Genomic DNA, 15,601 nt, shown 5'->3' on the forward strand with positions numbered 1-15,601 from the left:
GTCCATCGAAGCCCAAAATCAAATCTGGGATGCCATGCAAAATTATCACCGCGCCAACGCGGTGATCGTTCAAAGATATTTTCTTGAAATGAGCGAAAAGGAAAATGGCGGAAGAAGCAGGTTCGGCAGTCGGCACGGTCCAAGTGGATGCTGAACGCGGCGCGCGAACGCCTGCGCAGCTTGGATTGAAAGGAGCGAGAGATGAACGATAAGCGCATGAAAGACGCGTTGAAGCTATCGCTCGCCGTGGCGTCCTGGAGAATAGAAACCTTATGCCAAGCATTGTGACCGTCTCGAAAAAAATCTCCGATAACGCTTTTACGTACTCGCCCGCTTGTTGTGATGCTGATTACTTTGCTGATTTTACTCACATTGAGCGGAGTGGCATACGCCATCGGGCGCTCACTCAGGTATATCCCCGGTATTGGCATTGTAGATCAAAGTACGCCAATCCGTACACTGGCAGAACCAGTTTCGCAGACGCGTGACGGAATCAAGATCACGGTCAGTGATGTGGTGTTGACCTCAAGCAAGACTGTTGTCATTTACACTGTTGACAATATTCCGCAGGAAAAACTCTTGCGCGATGTGGCCGCGCCTGGCTGTGGTTCAAAGCTCGAAGACCGCACTCAGTTGAAATTACCTGACGGCACACTGCAAGATCATCTTGGGTACGAAGCGGGTGGCTGGGGTACTGGCTACAAATCCACTTATACATTTGCTCCGCTGACCGCACAAGTGAATGACGCTGTGCTTCTCATCCCATGTATCGAAGGATCGCCGCCAGGCACACTTCCTGAACAATGGGAACTGCCCTGCGTTTCATCCCCGCACCGCCAGAGATGACCATCGTTCCGGTCATTGAGGTCACACCTTCAAGAGATCAACCACAGGCGAAAGTCCGTTGACGATTGAAAAGATCGTCGAGACAGACCGCGGCTTCATCCTCATCGGCTCGTTCAATTCCAACAGCCTGCCGCAAGGCGCATCGGCATTAGATTTCTCCACCTATCCAGTTTTCACCGATGCCAATGGTCAGGAAGTTTTGTATGATTTCGCCACCAGTCAACTTGACTCGCCTGTCGAAAAGCCACCGGCGGGTTCCTTCCGTGGGCATTTGAAATCATCAATAAACAACAAGCTTACCCGTTGACCATGACTGTCAGCGCAGTGGCCGCTCAATATTCAGAATCAAGCGCCAGCTTCGAGTTCGACGCGGGACCAAATCCGCAGGAAGGGCAGGCCTGGGATCTGAACCAAGATATCGAGTTGGCCGGGTTCCCGGTGCGCGTCGTCAAGGCAACCCACACCGCTGATGGCTACAGTTTCGATTTCGAGAGCGCCGTCATGTTCAACGGTGTCGGCCTCGCCATCGGAAATTCCGTGCCCGGCGGGTCTGGGCTGGGCGACCCCGGACATTTTATTTCGGTGGTCAGGTTCGAGGGCGAAGTTCCCTCGGGCAACTTGATTGTGCAAGTCTCAAACCCGGTTGTGGTGATTTCTGGAAACTGGCAGATTCAATGGGGTGTGGAGAAACTCCCCGGTGATGAATCTCCCACGCCAGTGGCAGCGGATCAAATCTGCCTGACGCCTGATTCGTGGCAAGTGGCATTAGACAACTATCAAGCAGTTCCCCCCGAACTGAATGGCAGGCTGCTCGTCTATGGTGCGCTTAGCGATGATTGGCTCAACTACGATAATTACGGCAGTTTCATGGCGCGCCTTGATGGCAGTGAAAAACAGATCATCTCGCAGGGTGTTTATCCTCGCTTTCACCGGATGGAAGGTTTGTCGCTTTTGCCTGGGGTGAAGGTTTGAATCTTTTCGACTTCGCAAGCGGCGGACAAATTCACATCCCCAACACAACCACCGATGATAATGTCCCGGTCTGGTCACCGAATGGGACGAAGATCGCCTTCAGCAGTGGGAGTGACCTCAACTTGTACATCATCAATCCCGATGGCAGCGGACGTACTCAAGCCGTCAATGAGAATGGCGATGAGCAACTGGTGGATTGGACTGCCGATGGAACCGGCTTGATCTACGGCGTGAATGTGGAGGGCGGTATCTCCCTGCGAAAAGTGGATATCGCCAGCGGCGCGGTCACAGAAATTTTTGTTATCCCCAATCATCGCGCCTATGAAGATTTCGCCATCTCCCCCGATGGCAACCGCATCGCATATCATGCGCGCGAGAATCTCCAGGATGCGATTTACATTTCCAACCTCGACGGCTCCGACCGCAGGCTGTTTGCGCAAATGGGCAATTGGATCGTCACCGCGCCGTTCTGGTCACCGGATGGCAGCTGGCTGATCATCGTCATGCGCTCCACCGACCTCCCCGACCGCCCCACCGAACTCATGCTGGTCAACGTGAATGACTGCCGCATCCACCCCTTCCCCCTCAGCGTGGAATCGATCCACGGGTGGATTCCGTAAAGAGAAAAAATAAAACAGGCGGGGGAAAATCCTCCGCCTGTCCTTTTACGGTCTATCGTCCACCATCCATGGTCAGACTTACAACTCGCTTGCGCGTCTCGTGATCTTATCCTTCGCACGCGCTGTAAACTCAGCCAATGAAATATTGTTCTGCTGGCTTCCATCACGTACACGGAGCGACACTTGTCCAGCCTGCATTTCATTGTCACCGACCACGATCATATACGGAACCTTCATCAACTGCGCCTGACGGATTTTGGCGTTCATGCGCTGTGACGATTGATCTGCATGAACGCGGATTCCGCTTTCGCGTAATTGCTTCGCGATGTTTTCAGCATACTCATTCTGAGCATCCGTGATCGAGATGACACGCACCTGCTCGGGTGACAACCATACTGGGAAGTTGCCCGCGTAATGCTCGAGCAGGAATCCGACCATGCGCTCATGTGTGGAGAGCGGCGCACGGTGAATGCACAACGGAATTTCATCCACGCCTTCCTTGTTCGTGAACTTCAAGTCAAAACGTTCTGGTACGGCAAAGTCCACTTGATTCGTCATCAGCGAAAATTCGCGCCCGATGGCTGACCAAACTTGCACATCAATTTTTGGGCCGTAGAATGCAGCTTCGTCTTCGCGTTCCACGTATGGCACACCGCCGTTATCCATCGCGCGGCGCACCATCTCTTCGGTCTTGAGCCATAGGCGCTCGTTGTCCACATATTTTTTGCCCAGTCCCGCCTTGCTGTGCAGGGACAGGCGCATCACATACTTCTCGATCCCGAACAGTTCAAAATACTTACGATATAGCGCCACCACACCCATGAACTCCTGTTCGAATTGTTCCTCCGAGCAGTAGATGTGAGCATCGTTCATCTGCATCGAGCGGACGCGCATCAACCCAAAGAGTTCACCGGACTTCTCGTAACGGTAGCAGGTTCCGTATTCGGCGAGGCGAACGGGAAGATCCCGATAGGAACGTCCCTTCGAACCAAAAATTTTGTGATGCATTGGACAGTTCATTGGCTTGACGTAATACTTAACGCCTTCGATTTCCATCGGCGGATACATGCTCTCTGCATAATAAGGCAGGTGACCTGAACGCACAAAGAGATCTTCCTTTGTAAGAATCGGCGTTTTGACGCGCAAGTAGCCGGCCCTGTCTTCCATATCCTTGGCGAGTTTTTCGAGTTCCTCGATCATCACGCCGCCATTGGGCAGCCATAAAGGCAAACCCGGTCCGACCTCTTCATCGAAGATGAAGATTTCCAATTCCTTGCCCAGTTTGCGATGATCGCGTTTCTTGGCTTCTTCCAGTTGATTCAGATAATCCTTCAACTGATCCTTGGTTTCCCAGGCTGTGCCATAAATGCGTTGAAGCATCTTGTTGTTTTCATCGCCGCGCCAATACGCGCCTGCGATGGACATCAGCTTGAATGCATCCTGACGAATCTCTTTTGTGCTTTGCACATGTGGACCGCGGCAAAGGTCTGTGAAGGTATCCTGCTGATAAATGGAAATATCAGGCGGCCCATCCAGCGGATTGCCGTATTCATCCCTGCCGCCTTTCTCAAGGCCTTCGATCAATTCCAACTTGTAAGGCTGGTCGGCAAAAATCTTTTTCGCCTCCTCCGCGGAAATGACGGTCTTCTTGAATTCATGCTTGACCTGCACGATCTGCCGCATGCGTTTTTCGATCTGCTCCAGATCTTCAGGAGTGAGATTGCGCGGCAGGTCGAAGTCATAATAAAAGCCATTTTCCACAGGCGGGCCGATGGTCACTTTGCCATCCGGAAAGATCTCCAGAACAGCCTGCGCCATCACATGCGCCGCTGAGTGACGGATCTTATACAATTGTGTATCTTCATAACGTTCTGTTTGTAGTGCCATTTTCTACTCCTTTTAGACTCCAACGCATTCCAACGTTGACATCGGAAATCGATCGATTTCCGATGTCAACCACTTAAACAAAAAATTCTCACCCAATAACGGGGCGAGAATTTCATTCACGCGGTTCCACCCGATTTGAGTCTTGCAACTCATCTCTTAGGCTGATAACGGAGCCAACCGTTCCGCATAATCGCTATAAGCTTTCTGCCTCACGCTCTCAAGTGGTTTTCAGTGATCGTTTCTGGAAGACGCTCTCAACAATCGCACCTTCTCTCTGTCAGAACAACTACACCTACTCGTCTTGGTCCAAGCGTTTTATTAGATGATTTTCGAGTGGACGGAATAGGGCTCGAACCTACGACCTCTGCGATGTCAACGCAGTGCTCTAACCAACTGAGCTACCCGTCCAAAGAGTGGTCATTATACCGAGTGTGGCAAAAATTGACAATCCCTTTATTTGATCAAACTGATCGATCAAGCCAGGCTACTAAAGATGGACCACGCCGACGGAGGCTTATATTATCCCATCAAATAGATCCATGTGATATTATGCATGATCTTATGAGCCAAACAGCAAGTTGACCCGTATTTGTATTTCCTAAATCCAGCCGCTTTTTATAAAGTTCTGGCTGGCGAATCCAAAAAACTTTGCAAACAGCGGTAATCTTTTATAATAGGCCATCCCAAAGGGCGCAGACCGCTGCGTAAATAGCATACAGAGGAAATGAGGAGAAAAAAGTATGAGTTCAAATAATATTCAATCAAAGAGGCAGATCAGAAAAAGGATCTTGTTAGGGTTGTTCATCCCACTGACATTGATCATCATGCAAGCCTGCGGGACATCCAACAAGATCCCCGAAGGAGCAAGGATCATCGAGGATACCCCCACAAGGATTATCCCAACCACGACGCCTTACGTGACCGCGATCATCCCAGCCGCAGATTTTCTTACTGCAACCGCATCTGCTCTTCAAATCCATGAAGGCGCAGTTCGTTTTATGACCTACAATATCGAAGGCGGCGGATTGGAAAAGCTGCCCTTGATCACGTCCATTCTACAAGCCTACAACCCGGATGTTCTTGCGATCCAGGAGGCGAACGGCTGGCAGTTGAATGATTTCGAAATTGCCAATCAAGCTGCCAACGATCTTGGCATGGAGTATATTTCATGCCAGTCTGCTTCCCCAACGCTGGATAAGAACGGCAATACGTATGATGTGATACTTTTTTCAAAACTTGAAATAAAGGACTCAGAAACATATGCGGATGTGCAGAATTGTCTGATCCGCGCAGAAGTTGCCACTCCGGATGGAGGCTCGATCCAGGTGTTTGCCACACAGATCAATCCTAACTTTGATGAGGTTGGCTGTCAAAATGTTGAAAATCTGGTCAAGGTTGTTCAGCCTTTTGCGGAAAGTGCCGCCATTTTATTGGGCGATATGACCATGCCTCCTCCTGGCATTGAGTTGGGTTATCCCTTAAATCAAGTGGCGTGCCCGCCATTGCTCGAAGCAGCTGGCTGGTCATTTTTCACCGATGTCAGCAGGGTTGACCATATATGGACAACACAGCCAATGCTTGCGTTTCAGGCTTATAAACTTCCCAGTCCAAATAAGGAACCCCTCGTCACAAAGAATACTTTAAGGACGGCTTCAGATCACTCCCCGCTGGCTGTGGATTTTTACTTCCCCTGATCAAGCGGTTTGATACACATAAAAACATCCCATGCACCTTGTTGTGCTTGGGATGTTTTTATTCAACGCCGCAGCCAAGCACCCTTACGATCTGTGTGCCCGGCAGACGAAAGATCACTTCATACCATGTAGAACTTACCTGGAATAAATCCACTCTAAAACTTTGCGGTCTCGAACCGACATAGATATGCGTCACTTGCTGCCGGCAAAGGGATTGATATATTTCCTGTGATCCAAAATCCGTGAAATAAGGCAGGCTTGTCACTGCGCGTCCGCTTAATGGCACGACCCAAATTCCCGCATCTGTGCCGGTTCCCTGCATGGGGGCGCTGAATGCGTCAATGTTCAGGTCCGCGCCTGCAATGGCGACGCGCGCGTCATCGGGCAGATGCCGATCCATCCAATCCAAAGCGGCCCCGTCATCCCGGGCAACCAGTTGACAACAATCTGATGGGGAGAAGTTATAGCGGGTGAATGCGTTAAAAATAATGATCACAGCGAATAGAAGCATGGCAGCCTTGGACAGGCGCGAAGCCCCCACTCCGCCGAGGAATGCCAGCGGTAAAAACAGGATCATTTCCACAAGCGGCCTATCCAACAAGGTATATGCTTTTGCGATGGGGATCAATGACATTGCAAGTATTCCAAACATGGCGAGGAGCGAGAAAGATATCAGGCGGGAAAATAACCGGGCAGCAGAAACAGACAGCAGTATGACCAGAAGCGTAATCCAGATTCGGTACGGCTCAAAGACGGGGCCAAACGTTTGATTCTTATCCATCAACACGACAGCCATCCCCAGCACGGCCATGCCTATCGTGAGAAGCAGTTTTCGGTTATCGCGTACTTGATAAGACAATACCCATGCCGCGCCAAAGACTCCAAGCAAAATAATCGAACGGCTGTGGATTAGAGCTGATGTGAACAAGCTCAATGCAAGCAGCCATCGATTTTTTATAACAGCTATTCCGAGCGTAAATTGAATTAATAATAAGCTCAATAATGCCGGGTATTTGCCCCAATTAACTGCATGGGCCGGCATAAACCATCCGAAAGCCGCCAGCATAACCCCGAGGAATGCCGCCGCATGCGAGTTGACAGCGCGATGCACAAGAAAATAAAGAGGGAAGGGAATCGCCGCCAGAACAATCTGTCCAAACAACAGCATCACCTGTCCGAGATTCGCACGCGTTATGGATACAAATGCGGCAACAATAACATGATAGCCAACATGGTAATAAGACGCGGTCGGCCACATGAACTTGAAAGGTGACTGTATTTTCAGGAAATAATTGATAATGCGATAATGTTCGGCTGAGTCAAAATAGGAAGGCAGGATAATATTGGACACAAACCCAATCCGAATAAAAACAAAAATGAAAAACAGTAATAGAATGAAAATACATTTGAGTGAAACATCTTTCCAGACCGCATAAATAGCGAAACCGGCAGGCACAAGAATAAAAATTGCGGCTATGATGAAAAAAACAGTCTCTGGAACGACCGCTCGAAATAATAGCATCACAACGGAAAACAACAACACCGGCACAGGCCACCCGCCCATTGCCAGAGTGATCAATTCCATATCAGTAAAGTTTTGATCTGATATTTTTTTCAGAACTGCAAAGACCAAAATCATTCCCCAAAACACAAAGGCCAGAATGGCAAGGATCGTCCTCCAATTCTGGCCAATAACACTTAAGCTGTTGGCAAATAAATCAGCATTCACAAAAGCAAATCAAGGATTGGGATATGCCGTTATGGGTGTTGTTGTAACAGCGGTCTGGGTAGGACTGGGAATTGCTGTGGCGCCACTTAGCGGCGTCGCAATAATGGCAGTTGCGGGTGTTGCGGTAAGGTCGGTTATTGCCGGGACGCCGGCTGGCGTCCAAACTATAAAAGCCGCGACAACAACTTTTCCGCGAGCGAGCAGGGTATTATTTTCAACATCATAAACTTCAAGCTCAATGGATTCCCCCAGCGGTGTGCGCGGCCCTGTGCAATACACATTCAATGGGGTTGCGTCTGACGGGTAACAGGAATAATTATAGGAAATCCCTCGATTCAGCCCTTTGACGTGGAAAAGGGGATAATCATCCCAGTCAACTGGAAATTGATCGCCATTAGACCAGGATCGCTCGCTACAAATGTGATAATACAAAGCCCGCTTGGGTTCTGACCGCACAAAGTAATGTCTGATACAAGTGAATTGGTTTTATTTAGTCTTCCTCGAACAATAAAGACAATGATCAAAAGTGACACCAACAGGGTGCCCAGTATAATAAAAAGCCGTTTTCTTTCCATGTTTACCTCGTTAATTTAAATCTTCACTTTTCAAACAACGATCATCTCTGCAAAAATCACGGGGTTTGAAGAGGCGTGCGATGCAGTCAACAGAAATATAGACAATAAATTGTCTCATAATGAGCCATCTGCATATCTTATTCTATCATTTCCAATCGAAACCGATTTGGTAGGTTCAAACAAAGGACCTCAATTTAGCACTTCGATATTCGGCCGCATGGGGATACGATCGATAAGATCCATGAAATCAGCGTGGGTTACTTCAGATTGCGGTTTATCCATCAGCGCAAGCAGGGTTGCCTCCATGACGTTGGTACCAAAGCTGCGTCCTTCCAGCCGCGGCGTGACCGTGACCAAAATGTGCAGATTGCGTTTTTGCAGTTCATCCACATTTCTGGCTGTGGTTGTGTTCGTCACAACGATCTTCCCGGTCAGGTCATCGGGCATGTACTGGCGTATCTGTAAAAAGTCGCCTGCGATGACTTGCGCGCGCTGATAGTATTTTGTCCATTTGGGTTGCGGTGGTTTGTCCTGTTCCGACCCTAGCGGATAGAGCCACGCGAACGGTAGCTGCGTCACGACAGGCAATAACATACCTGCCAAGAGCCGGGCCGCGCCGATCGTTCTGATCGCAAAAGGCAGTCCGAGCGCGAACATAAAATCTCCAAAAGTGACGTTCAACCCGGCCTCCACCATGGCTTTGCCCATGCTGTATCTTTCCACAACGGTTGTGATCAATGCCGGCAGTCCTTTCAGGGATTTACCTTCCTGTTCATTCAAATACTTTTCAAGATATTCAAAGGCGCGTTTTTCCAGTATGCCTTTTACTCCATTTCCATCCCCGACCTTGCTGATCTTGATCGCATTGCGGATGCGTTTGACATCGCGAAAATAATAGCGTTGATCTTCGACTCCCAGATAGAATTCAACTCCGCCTGCGCCAAAGGCATCCACTTTGCCGTCCATGTCCCGGTAGCGCTGAATGGCTTTGTTGAAATCGCCATTTGTACCCTGTCGGGAAATTTCGCACTCCTGCCCGAGAAATGTGTGGCGGGTGGTGTGGTCGCGTGATGATGATCCCACGCTGATGGAAAGTATTTTTTTCACAGACATCTCCATGCGGATTGAGATGGGCTATTTTATCAACAATCCACATATCACAGAAAAATGGTTTCGTGACATTCATCCATTATAAAAATTCATGGTTGCAGGTATGATTTCACCTTCGGCGCCAGAATCTCAAAGTCGTAGCCGTGCCAAATCCCCAAAGCGGTCTAATTAAATTACGACAGGCAGCCTCATTAAAAAGTTGAGGAAACCATGTCTGCTACCCATACTCATAGTAATAATAAAGATCTAGCGCTAACCCGTTACGCGTGGCTCTCGATCAGCGCCGCGTTGATCACCATTGTCCTAAAAACAATCGCCTATCTATTGACAGGCTCGGTCGGCTTGTTGTCAGATGCGTTGGAAGCCATCGTCAATTTGGTCGGCGCGGTGATCGCGCTGAGTATGTTGATCATTGCCGCGTTGCCGCCGGATGACAGTCACATGTACGGACATAGCAAGGCGGAATATTTTGCCAGCAGTGCGGAAGGTGTGCTGATCTTAATCGCGGCCGGCGGCATTATTTGGACCGCCGTTGAAAGACTGCTAGCACCCAGGGAATTGGAGCAGCTCGGAATCGGTTTGGTGGTGTCCATGCTGGCATCACTGGTCAACCTGGTGGTGTCACGGATCTTGATCGCCACTGGAAAAAAACGCAACTCTATCACGCTCGAAGCGGACGGGCATCACCTGATGACCGATGTTTGGACTTCCGTGGTCGTGATCGGCGGTATCGGAGTTGTGGCGGTTACAAAATGGTATATTCTCGACCCGATCCTCGCCATTCTGGTAGCGCTTAACATCATTTGGACGGGTATTAAACTCTTAAAACGTTCCGTCGCAGGATTTATGGATGCCTCGCTGCCTGCGGAAGAACAAAAGCTTGTGGAAAATGTGATCGCCAGATATCAGGAGCGCGGCGTGCAGTTTCACGCCATCCGCACACGACAGTCTGCGGCCAGACGGTTCGTCTCTGTGCACATGCTTGTACCCGGTGATTGGAGCGTGCATGATGCGCATCACATTGCCGAGGATTTTGAAAGCGATGTGCGTAGTCAACTAAGTGACACGATCGTTCATACACATCTCGAACCGCTGGATGATGAAATTTCCATCAATGACATTAATGAGAAATAATTGATAAAAAAAAGCCAGAGAAGATCTCTGGCTTTTTTTTATTTAATCCCATTTTTTATTCAGGTCTTCCGCATAAAAAAGAATGGCGCGTTCATAATCTATTATTTTCTCATCTGAGGTTGTTTCTGCAAGGATCTTGATCAAAGAACTGACGGCCTCATGATGTTCACCCAGATTGTAGAGTGTCATCGCAAGAAATATTTTCATTTCATTTGCATCAGGGAATTGACCCAGCCCGGCTTGCAGTATCTTTTTTGATTCGGCATATTGTCCCAATGTGCGATAGGTACTGCCCAGCCCCAGATACGCTCCGCGCAGATCGTCCCCCGGCAGGTCGTTCTCGATCGCGGCCAGATAGTATGGGATGGCTTCCTTCTCCTGCCCAATGTAATCATACACACAGGCTGTTTTATATTGAACAACCGGGTTCGTGGGGAATTCTAAAGCAAGCCGTACCAGCAATTCACGCGCTTTCTCGTGCTGGTCTTTTGCGCGTAATTTATCAGCTTCGATAAGTGTAGATATCAAATCCATGGAGACTCCACTATGCCTTCTTGGGTTACTGCAAAGCTTCCCACTCAGCCAATTTCACATCCATCTCTTTTTGCACTCGATCATATTCCTTTGCCAGCCTGATGACTTCAGCGGCATCCCTGGGCGGGTTTGCCAACTTATCGCTGATCTCGCCAAGTTCTATTTCAAGTTTGGAGATCTTGTTTTCAAGCTCCTGCTTTTGCGCGTTCTTTTTTCTCTCTTCTTTGGAATTGGCTGGTTTTGCCTTGCGGGTGTCTGTCACAACAGGCGCTTCACGCTCAGCTTGAACCGCAGCCCGGCGAGCCAGATCCTTTTCACGTTCTTCCTTCAACTGGGAATAGATACCCTTGAAGATTACCAGATGGGATTCATCCGTGTCAATTTCCCAGATCTGGGTCGCGATGGCATCCACGAGATAACGGTCATGCGTGACGAGCAGGATCGTGCCCTGATAGTCATCCAGCACGGCTTCGAGGATTTCCTGCGAGGGGATATCCAAATGGTTGGTGGGTTCATCTAGCAATAGCAAGTTGGTATCTTGTAATGCGAGCTTGGCCAGCGCGAGACGTCCGCGCTCGCCGCCGGAGAGCATGGATACCATTTTGAAAGCGTCATCACCGGAGAAAAGATATTTGCCGAGATACTCACGCGCTTTTTGCGGCAGCCAGTTCGTCACACCGATGATCTCGTCGATCACGCTTTTCTTCGGGTCAAGGCTTTCGTGCGCCTGGGCAAAATACCCAATATGCAGACTCTCTCCCAAGGTCACCTCACCAGCTAACGGCGGGATCTGACCGAGGATCGTCTTTAGAAAAGTCGATTTGCCGGCGCCGTTTGGCCCGATCAATGCAGCACAGTCGCCGCGTCTCAAATCTATGTTTGGAGATGAGAATAAAAATTTATCGGAGAATCCAACTTTGAGGTTTTCAGTGCGGATGACCATGTCACCGGAGCGCGCGGCTTGCGCGAGGCGTAGATGCAAATTGGGCAGCTGGCGCACAGGCGACTGCAGGGCGTTGATGCGGCGTCCCGCTTCCTCGACGCTGAGAATGGAAGTGGTGACGGAAATTTCGCCGGCGGTCTCGCTCCACTTTTGTTTGAGCGCGGCTTCCATGCCGATCTGTTCGATGGCTTGAATGATGCGCGAGAGGCGCTTGAGTTTGCCTTTGGCTTGCAATACATTTTGTCCCGCCACATTTTTGCGGATGTATTCCATTTCCTTTTGCAGCTTTTCCTTTTCGCTGTCGAACACTTCCTGACGGCGCGCCATGCGTTCGGCGCGTTGTTTTAAATATGCGCTGTAATTGCCGCGATAGGTTTCGGTTGCGCCGGGGAACATTTCCAAAATTACGTTACTGGCTTTATCCAAAAAGAAACGGTCATGCGAAATGATGATGGCCGCGCCTTCCCATTGACTCAAATATCCTTCGAGCCATTCGACGGCGGCGATGTCGAGATGATTGGTGGGCTCATCGAGCAGGAGCAGGTCGGGGTCTTCGAGCAGCAGGCGTGCGAGAAATCCGCGCGTGCGCTGTCCGCCCGAGAGATGATCAAGGTCAAGTTGATAATCTTCCTCGCTGAATCCCAGGCCCGTCAACACCTGACGAATTTTGGTGGTGTAGGTGTAGCCGCCACGCCGCTCGAATTCCTCCTGCAATTTTCCGTAGCGTTCCATCACTTCTTCAGCTTGCGCAGGATCAGACATCAATCCTTCAAGGCGGTGCAATTCTTCCTGTTCTGCTTTGAAATGGTCGAAGACGGATTCGCAAGCCGTCCAGATGGTTCCCGTCATTTGGAAATCTGCTTCCTGCGACAGATACCCGATTCGGACTCCGCGTGTGCGGGATACTGCTCCCGAGGTGGGTTCGTCCACGCCGACGAGGATGCGCATGAGCGTGGTTTTGCCGATCCCGTTCGGTCCGACAATGGCCATGCGCGCGCCTTTGACCACGGAGAAGGATACCCCGCTGAAAATATCAGTGGGGCCGTATGATTTTGCGAGTGAACTTACAGTGAGGAGTGACATAATTTTCCAACTACCAGATTTGAACGCCCCGTATTATAAGCGAAAGGGATTGGTTGTTGCCCTTTAAGAATCGCGGACTTAAGTCCGTGATTCAAATTATTTCACAATCGCATAAATATAACTATCCCGCGGTTCATCGCTGATATTCGGATGAATAATGTATTTTCGTAACAGCCCTTCTCGCAGCATCCCAACTTTTTCCATCACGCGCTGGGATGCGATATTGTCCACACCTGTTGTAGCATAAACTCTGTAAATGTTAGATTGTTGGAAAGCCCAATCAATAATGGCTCGGACGGTTTCGGTCATGTAACCCCTGCCTTGATATGCTCTGCTCATAACATATCCCAGTTCCATCCTGTGACCTTCAATGCGCAATTCGATCTTTCCGATCAAGTCGTCATTTTTTAATGCGATCATGAAAAGAAAGCGGACATCACCCTCCCACGCGCTGATCGCCCTTGCCAGCATGGATTCGGTCTGCCCGATATTTTCATGCGGACGCCAGGTGAGGAAATGGGTCACTTCGGGGTCTTGCACCCAGCCTGCAAAGACAGCGGGCGCATCATCTATGCGCGGTTTGCGCAGAATGAGACGTTCGGTTTCGATTTTTTCAAGCGGTTTCATCGAGACCTCAGGGAGAACCCCCCGCCCTTGGGCGTGGGGAGGGATAGCTGCTGGCGATTCTCTTTCGCCATAGCATTGTCAATATATTGAAGATGCGGTACAATCCAGTTATGAAACTGATCGCTCAAGTAAAACTCCTGCCTACGCCCGAACAGGCACAGGCACTTCGCAAAACTTTGGAAGTGGCAAACGCCGCCTGTAACTACATCAGCGATCAGGCCTGGGAGAGTCAGACCTTTCGGCAATTTCCGCTTCACAAACTGACCTATTATTCCGTGAAGGAAATCTTTGACCTGACCGCGCAGATGGTTGTCCGCGCAATTTCCAAAGTCGCTGACGCCTACAAGCTGGACAGAAAAGCCAAACGGACTTTCAAACCGCATGGCGCGATCGCTTTCGATAATCGCATCCTGACCTATAAACTGGACAGGATGGAGTTGAATATCTGGACAGTGGCAGGCAGACAAAAGATGTCTTTTGCCTGCGGCAAGCGCCAGCTTGAATTGCTCAAAGGCCAACATGGGGAAAGCGATCTTTGCATGGTCAAAGGCAGGTTCTACCTGATGGTAGCTTGCGATGTGGAGACACCCAAGCCAATTGACGTTGAAGGGGTTCTTGGAATTGATCTCGGGATTGTGAACATCGCCTCGGACAGTGACGGTGGCGGGTTTAGCGGAGCATCGATTGAGGAGCATCGCCGAAAGTTTGAGCATCGCCGCCGCAACCTGCAACGTAACGGTTCGAAGTCTGCCAGACGAAAACTCAAAAAGATTTCCGGCAAGCAGGCACGTTTCCAAAAAATAACCAACCACACGATCAGCAAGGCGATCGTACAAATTGCGTATGACACCCATCGCGCGATTGCCCTCGAAGAATTGGGGGGTATCCGTGAACGGGTAACGGTAAGACGCAAGCAGAGAGCGAGACATGCCAACTGGTCGTTTTTCCAACTGAGACAATACATTAGCTACAAGGCGGAGCGAATGGGAGTTCCTGTGATCTTTGTGGATCCAAGGAACACTTCGCGCACCTGCCCCGAATGTGGTTGTGTTGATAAGGCGAATCGAAAAACTCAAAGTATTTTCCTGTGTGTCCAATGTGGATTCTCTGCGCCAGCGGACACGAACGCGTCTCGAAATATTCGGGACAGGGCAGTTGTAAACCTGCCGTTGATCTCAGCCCTGACCGGGCTAGGGATAAAAGCCTCCGCCTTTTGGTGTGAGGATGTTTACTTCTCTTCATCGTCATTCACATCCGCGATATGACCAGGCTTCTCCTTGCCCAATTCCAGCGAGCGTTGATAGGCAGCCCACACCGCGCGTGAAATCGCAGTGCGGAAACCAGCCTTCTCCAAATAATACAACGCCTCGGCAGAAGTCCCGCCCGGGGAGGTGACTTGATTTCGCAATGTCGCAGGATGTCTGCTCGCGCCTTGATAGAATGACGCCGAACCTTTGATAGTCTGCAAGACCAGTTGCTCAGCGATACGGCGCGGGAATCCCATGTGTACACCGGCATCGATCAAGGCTTCGGTGAAGAGAAATACATAGGCGGGACCGGAACCTGAAAGCGCGGTCGCCATGTCGAGATAACTTTCATCCTCGACGAAAACTTCTTCACCCATCGCGCTAAGCAATGCGCGCGCCATTGTTTGCTGTTCCTGGCTGACTTCCTTCGAGGCCGTCCAAACTGTGATGCCTTCGCCAATCTGTCCCGGCGTGTTCGGCATGGAACGCACAATGGATTTATGCTTCAAGCCTGTCCCGATCTTCTTGATGGTTGCCCCCGCAATAATGGACAGAACCAGCGCGTCACTGCGGATGCCTTTAAGCCCCTTCATCACTTCG

General features: G+C 50.0%; 15 protein-coding genes, 1 tRNA gene and 1 other annotated feature. Of the genes, 7 read left to right on the forward strand and 9 right to left on the reverse strand.

Annotation, left to right across the window (positions count from 1 at the left end):
* The first annotated feature begins 354 nt into the window (after nucleotides 1-354).
* Genes IPL17_RS26325 through IPL17_RS26340 form a run of 4 tightly spaced genes read left to right on the forward strand, consistent with a single transcriptional unit; the run spans nucleotide 355 to nucleotide 2,438 of the window.
* On the forward strand, nucleotides 355-846 hold the full coding sequence (locus IPL17_RS26325; protein ID WP_345310062.1) for a DUF4179 domain-containing protein: 492 nt from the start codon (nucleotides 355-357) through the stop codon (nucleotides 844-846).
* Nucleotides 847-904: 58 nt separating this feature from the next.
* Nucleotides 905-1,153, forward strand: coding sequence for a hypothetical protein (locus tag IPL17_RS26330; protein ID WP_345310063.1), 249 nt, complete (start codon nucleotides 905-907; stop codon nucleotides 1,151-1,153).
* Nucleotides 1,154-1,155: 2 nt separating this feature from the next.
* Nucleotides 1,156-1,818 carry a hypothetical protein gene (locus IPL17_RS26335; protein ID WP_345310064.1) on the forward strand — a complete coding sequence of 221 codons (663 nt, stop codon included), beginning with the start codon at nucleotides 1,156-1,158 and terminating at the stop codon, nucleotides 1,816-1,818.
* Nucleotides 1,815-2,438, forward strand: a complete 624-nt coding sequence (locus tag IPL17_RS26340; RefSeq protein ID WP_345310065.1) for a hypothetical protein — start codon at nucleotides 1,815-1,817, stop codon at nucleotides 2,436-2,438. The genes IPL17_RS26335 and IPL17_RS26340 overlap by 4 nt, the downstream gene beginning before the upstream one ends.
* A gap of 78 nt (nucleotides 2,439-2,516) precedes the next feature.
* Here the strand turns inward: IPL17_RS26340 and thrS are convergent, their stop codons facing one another.
* Nucleotides 2,517-4,325 (reverse strand): threonine--tRNA ligase, encoded by a 1,809-nt coding sequence (gene thrS, locus IPL17_RS26345; RefSeq protein ID WP_345310066.1) that lies wholly within the window; start codon nucleotides 4,323-4,325, stop codon nucleotides 2,517-2,519.
* Between the two features lie 96 nt (nucleotides 4,326-4,421).
* Nucleotides 4,422-4,643 (reverse strand) — a binding site (T-box leader).
* 16 nt (nucleotides 4,644-4,659) lie between these two features.
* A tRNA-Val gene (locus tag IPL17_RS26350) sits at nucleotides 4,660-4,733 on the reverse strand.
* A gap of 332 nt (nucleotides 4,734-5,065) precedes the next feature.
* Between IPL17_RS26350 and IPL17_RS26355 the strand changes: the two genes are divergently transcribed.
* Nucleotides 5,066-6,019, forward strand: a complete 954-nt coding sequence (locus tag IPL17_RS26355) for an endonuclease/exonuclease/phosphatase family protein (protein ID WP_345310067.1) — start codon at nucleotides 5,066-5,068, stop codon at nucleotides 6,017-6,019.
* A 58-nt stretch (nucleotides 6,020-6,077) separates the two neighbouring features.
* Here IPL17_RS26355 and IPL17_RS26360 read toward each other — a convergent pair whose 3' ends face one another.
* The 3 genes from IPL17_RS26360 to IPL17_RS26370 form a co-directional block, all read right to left on the reverse strand.
* A complete protein-coding gene (locus IPL17_RS26360) occupies nucleotides 6,078-7,748 on the reverse strand; it encodes a hypothetical protein (RefSeq protein ID WP_345310068.1) in 1,671 nt (556 codons plus the stop codon).
* Nucleotides 7,749-7,757: 9 nt separating this feature from the next.
* Nucleotides 7,758-8,204, reverse strand: a complete 447-nt coding sequence (locus IPL17_RS26365) for a hypothetical protein (protein ID WP_345310069.1) — start codon at nucleotides 8,202-8,204, stop codon at nucleotides 7,758-7,760.
* Between the two features lie 308 nt (nucleotides 8,205-8,512).
* Nucleotides 8,513-9,430, reverse strand: a complete 918-nt coding sequence (locus tag IPL17_RS26370; protein WP_345310070.1) for a quinate 5-dehydrogenase — start codon at nucleotides 9,428-9,430, stop codon at nucleotides 8,513-8,515.
* A 213-nt stretch (nucleotides 9,431-9,643) separates the two neighbouring features.
* On the opposite strand from IPL17_RS26370, the gene IPL17_RS26375 reads away from it, so the two are divergent.
* A complete protein-coding gene (locus IPL17_RS26375; RefSeq protein ID WP_345310071.1) occupies nucleotides 9,644-10,567 on the forward strand; it encodes a cation diffusion facilitator family transporter in 924 nt (307 codons plus the stop codon).
* Between the two features lie 42 nt (nucleotides 10,568-10,609).
* Here IPL17_RS26375 and IPL17_RS26380 read toward each other — a convergent pair whose 3' ends face one another.
* From IPL17_RS26380 to IPL17_RS26390, 3 genes are all read right to left on the reverse strand, one after another.
* Nucleotides 10,610-11,101, reverse strand: a complete 492-nt coding sequence (locus IPL17_RS26380) for a tetratricopeptide repeat protein (RefSeq protein WP_345310072.1) — start codon at nucleotides 11,099-11,101, stop codon at nucleotides 10,610-10,612.
* A 25-nt stretch (nucleotides 11,102-11,126) separates the two neighbouring features.
* Nucleotides 11,127-13,127 carry a ribosomal protection-like ABC-F family protein gene (abc-f, locus tag IPL17_RS26385; RefSeq protein ID WP_345310073.1) on the reverse strand — a complete coding sequence of 667 codons (2,001 nt, stop codon included), beginning with the start codon at nucleotides 13,125-13,127 and terminating at the stop codon, nucleotides 11,127-11,129.
* Nucleotides 13,128-13,223: 96 nt separating this feature from the next.
* The gene (locus IPL17_RS26390) at nucleotides 13,224-13,754 is read right to left on the reverse strand and encodes a GNAT family N-acetyltransferase (protein ID WP_345310074.1); all 531 of its coding nucleotides are present in this window, start codon (nucleotides 13,752-13,754) and stop codon (nucleotides 13,224-13,226) included.
* A 110-nt stretch (nucleotides 13,755-13,864) separates the two neighbouring features.
* On the opposite strand from IPL17_RS26390, the gene IPL17_RS26395 reads away from it, so the two are divergent.
* On the forward strand, nucleotides 13,865-15,019 hold the full coding sequence (locus IPL17_RS26395; RefSeq protein WP_345310075.1) for a transposase: 1,155 nt from the start codon (nucleotides 13,865-13,867) through the stop codon (nucleotides 15,017-15,019).
* Here the strand turns inward: IPL17_RS26395 and proC are convergent.
* The coding region (proC, locus tag IPL17_RS26400) for a pyrroline-5-carboxylate reductase (protein WP_345310076.1) at nucleotides 14,983-15,601 on the reverse strand (619 nt) is incomplete at its 5' end. The genes IPL17_RS26395 and proC overlap by 37 nt on opposite strands.

It is taken from the genome of Candidatus Villigracilis saccharophilus, assembly GCF_016711665.1.